At 43.4% G+C, this 4,239-nt stretch carries 3 protein-coding genes and 1 pseudogene; 3 read left to right on the top strand and 1 reads right to left on the bottom strand.

The window, feature by feature from the left end; translation table 11 throughout:
- Positions 1-440: pseudogene (gene mrgA, locus RAC86_RS35900) on the top strand (metalloregulation DNA-binding stress protein MgrA); the annotation flags it as partial.
- A gap of 42 nt (positions 441-482) precedes the next feature.
- Here the strand turns inward: mrgA and htrB are convergent.
- A complete protein-coding gene (gene htrB, locus RAC86_RS35895) occupies positions 483-1,859 on the bottom strand; it encodes a serine protease Do-like protein HtrB (protein ID WP_046381313.1) in 1,377 nt (458 codons plus the stop codon).
- A gap of 277 nt (positions 1,860-2,136) precedes the next feature.
- Here htrB and cssR point away from each other — a divergent pair, with 277 nt between their 5' ends.
- Together cssR and cssS are read left to right on the top strand one after the other, a co-directional pair.
- Positions 2,137-2,814 (top strand): two-component system response regulator CssR, encoded by a 678-nt coding sequence (gene cssR / locus RAC86_RS35890; protein ID WP_095431862.1) that lies wholly within the window; start codon positions 2,137-2,139, stop codon positions 2,812-2,814.
- Positions 2,811-4,166: a two-component system sensor histidine kinase CssS gene (gene cssS, locus RAC86_RS35885; RefSeq protein WP_377886709.1), complete on the top strand. Its 1,356-nt coding sequence runs from the start codon at positions 2,811-2,813 to the stop codon at positions 4,164-4,166. The genes cssR and cssS overlap by 4 nt, the downstream gene beginning before the upstream one ends.
- The last annotated feature ends 73 nt before the right edge of the window (positions 4,167-4,239 follow it).

Raw genomic sequence — 4,239 nt, 5'->3', positions numbered from 1 at the left:
AAATCAAACATTAGTTGAGAATTCAATGAACACACAAATTATCAAACTGGTTTCTTTTATACTCTAAGCTCCACCGTTTCCATTGGTATGTGAAAGGGCCTCATTTCTTTACATTGCACGAGAAATTTGAAGAACTTTATGACCATGCGGCTGAAACAGTCGATACAATCGCTGAGCGCCTGCTGGCGATTGGCGGACAGCCTGTTGCCACAGTGAAAGAATACACTGAGCATGCATCTATCACAGACGGCGGAAACGAAACATCAGCTTCAGAAATGGTACAAGCATTGGTAAACGACTACAAACAAATCAGCAGCGAATCTAAATTCGTGATCGGCCTGGCTGAAGAAAATCAAGACAATGCGACAGCGGACTTGTTTGTCGGATTAATTGAAGAAGTTGAAAAACAAGTGTGGATGCTTTCCTCTTACTTAGGATAAAAAAAGCTGAACCCTATTTGGGTTCAGCTTTTTGTTTTTTTCTTAGCTTGAACTGCTTTCTGTCTGCTTGGTCAGTGTCGCGTTCAACGTTTTCGTTTTTCCCTTTCGCAGCACTTGGATTGTTGTTTTATCTCCGACTTTTAAGTCTTTGTAAAGGATCTGACGGATATCCGCACTGCTTTCCACGTCTTTACCGTTTAGTTTGACAATGACATCCTCAGATTTAATACCTGCTTTTTCTGCCGGCGAATTTGCTTGAACTTCTTTTACATAAACACCTTTGCCCAATTGATCTCCAAACAGGCCGAGCGTATTTTCCTGATAGGTTTCAGGAACTTGTGACATGTCAATCATCTGCACGCCTAAAAACGGACGGTCCACCTTCCCGTTTTGCAGCAGCTGGTCAACAATCGGCTCGACATCATTGCTTGGGATCGCAAATCCAAGTGATTCCACGCCGCTTTCGCTCACCTTCAAGCTGTTGATGCCGATGACCTGGCCGCTTGCATTGATTAATGGGCCTCCGCTGTTCCCCGGATTGATCGCTGCATCGGTTTGCAGCACGTTCATTTCCACCGTCCCCTGTGTTGTATCCACATCAATTGTCCGGTTCAGTCCGCTAATGATACCTTGTGTCACTGTACCGGAAAACTGCTGTCCGAGCGGGTTACCGATAGCGATTACCTTTTCGCCCGTGCGCAGCTGTGAAGAGTCACCAAAGCTCGCCACTTTTTTGACGTTCTTGCTGCTGATTTCCAAAACTGCCAAATCAGTAATGGTATCACTGCCGACAAGCTTGGCAGTTTCCGTTTCTCCGTTGTATAGCGTAACAGTCAGCTTGTTCGCGCCTTCAACGACATGGTTGTTTGTAATGATATACGCTTTATTGCTGTCTTTTTTGAAAATAACACCTGACCCGGTTCCGCTTTCACTTTCTGAGCTGGAGCCTCCTCCCGTGCCGAATGTGTTATTTTGAGAGGTTTGGATATTTGAGATTCCGACAATCGTAGGCTCTAAATCCTCTACCATATCAGCGATGTTTGATGCGTTCGTTATCGGCGCCGTTGTAAAATTATCAGACTGCACCTGTTTATTTGCGGAAGCGGTCTCGGTCGCCTGATTTTGGTCTGACGGCAGATAAGGCGCGATGCCAAGCATGAGGCCCCCGCCGATAATACCGCCTAAAATCGGGCTCAGCCATGCGGCTCTCCTTTTCTTTTCTTTTTTCACAGCCGTTTCTTGCTTTTCCATTTCTAGTGCAGAAGCCGTTTCCTGCCGTCCCGCTTCATACGACACAGGCGCGTCAAGCAATTCTTGTTCAGAATGTCCAATCAGCTTCTGGTTTTCTGTATTCTGCTGTTCTGTATGTGAAGGTTCTGTTTGATGTTGATCGTTTTGGTCATCACGTCGATAATCCATGTTCTTGCACTCCTTTAACGGTTATTCATTTATCGTTACATATTCATCGCATGTACAAGTTCAATTGTCCCAATAATGAGGAGAAAAGCAAAGCACCAAAATAGAATATGTTTGATCATCTTACATCTTCCTCGCTCTTTTTCTCTTCCTTTCTTCCCTTAACCATATCATAAACAAACATTGTGGGATAAAAATGAAAAGAATATGTGAAATTATGAAAATTGCCTGCCGTATGTTAAAACTAGTTTATAATGACGTTGAAAGGATGTGAAGAGCCTTGTCATACACCATTTATCTAGTTGAAGATGAGGATAACCTGAATGAACTGCTGACGAAGTATTTAGAGAATGAGGGCTGGAACATTACATCTTTTACGAAAGGTGAAGACGCCAGAAAGAAAATGACACCGTCTCCCCACCTATGGATTCTCGATATCATGCTGCCGGATACCGACGGCTATACATTAATAAAAGAAATCAAGGCGAAAGATCCTGACGTGCCGGTCATTTTTATTTCCGCCCGAGATGCGGATATTGACAGAGTGCTTGGCTTAGAGCTTGGCAGCAATGACTACATTTCAAAGCCGTTTCTGCCGCGGGAGCTGATTATCCGTGTGCAAAAGCTGCTGCAGCTCGTATATAAGGAAGCTCCTCCTGCCCAAAAAAATGAAATTGCCGTCTCCTCGTATCGGGTCGCTGAAGACGCCCGCGAGGTCTATGACGAGAACGGGAATATCATCAATTTGACGTCAAAGGAATTTGATCTGCTGCTATTATTTATCCATCATAAAGGGCATCCATACTCTCGTGAGGATATCCTCCTAAAAGTGTGGGGACATGACTACTTCGGAACAGACCGGGTCGTTGATGATCTCGTCCGGAGACTGCGCAGAAAGATGCCTGAATTGAAGGTGGAGACGATTTACGGTTTCGGCTACAGGATGATGTCATCATGAAAAACAAGCCGCTCGCGTTTCAGATATGGGTTGTCATATCCGGCATCCTGTTAGCGATATCGATTTTACTGCTTGTGTTATTTTCAAACACGCTGCGAGATTTTTTCACTAATGAAACGTATACGACGATTGAAAATGAGCAGCATGTGCTGACAGAGTACCGCCTGCCAGGTTCGATTGAAAGGCGCTATTACAGCGAGGAAGCGACGGCGCCGACAACTGTCCGCTCCGTACAGCACGTGCTCCTTCCTGAAAATGAAGAGGCTTCTTCAGACAAGGATTTAAGCATTCTGTCATCTTCATTTATCCACAAGGTGTACAAGCTGGCTGATAAGCAGGAAGCTAAAAAGAAACGTTACAGCGCCGACGTCAATGGAGAGAAAGTGTTTTTTGTCATTAAAAAGGGACTTTCCGTCAATGGACAATCAGCGATGATGCTCTCTTACGCGCTTGATTCTTATCGGGACGATTTGGCCTATACCTTGTTCAAACAGCTTCTGTTTATTATAGCTGTCGTCATTTTATTAAGCTGGATTCCGGCTATTTGGCTTGCAAAGTATTTATCAAGGCCTCTTGTATCATTTGAAAAACACGTCAAACGGATTTCTGAACAGGATTGGGATGACCCAGTAAAAGTGGACCGGAAAGATGAAATCGGCAAATTGGGCCATACCATCGAAGAGATGCGCCAAAAGCTTGTGCAAAAGGATGAAACAGAAAGAACTCTATTGCAAAATATCTCTCATGATTTAAAAACGCCGGTCATGGTCATCAGAGGCTATACACAATCAATTAAAGACGGGATTTTTCCTAAAGGAGACCTTGAAAACACTGTAGATGTTATTGAATGCGAAGCTCTTAAGCTGGAGAAAAAAATAAAGGATTTATTATATTTAACGAAGCTGGATTATTTAGCGAAGCAAAAAGTGCAGCACGACATGTTCAGTATTGTGGAAGTGACAGAAGAAGTCATCGAACGATTGAAGTGGGCGCGGAAAGAACTATCGTGGGAAATTGATGTAGAAGAGGATATTTTGATGCCGGGCGATCCGGAGCAATGGAACAAACTCCTCGAAAACATTCTGGAAAATCAAATCCGCTATGCTGAGACAAAAATAGAAATCAGCATGAAACAAGATGATCGAAATATCGTGATCACCATTAAAAATGACGGTCCGCATATTGAAGATGAGATGCTCTCCAGCCTCTATGAGCCTTTTAATAAAGGGAAGAAAGGCGAATTCGGCATTGGTCTAAGCATCGTAAAACGAATTTTAACTCTCCATAAGGCATCTATCTCAATTGAAAATGACACAATGGGTGTAACATACCGCATAGCAGTGCAAAAATAGACTGTAGATGTTTTGCAGTCTATTTTTTTATGTGAAAGAATAGCCGTTAAAATCTCTGTACTTTGTTTTGAGC

The organism is Bacillus sp. LR_5 (genome assembly GCF_042709275.1).
The sequence above is the reverse complement of the archived record's forward strand: the minus strand, read 5'-3'. Positions and strand labels throughout refer to the sequence as shown.

Coding starts and splice junctions, on each gene's coding strand:
- cssS (WP_377886709.1), top strand. CDS start 2,811: ATGAAAAACAAGCCGCTCGCGTTTCAGATATGGGTTGTCATATCCGGC.
- htrB (WP_046381313.1), bottom strand. CDS start 1,859: ATGGATTATCGACGTGATGACCAAAACGATCAACATCAAACAGAACCT.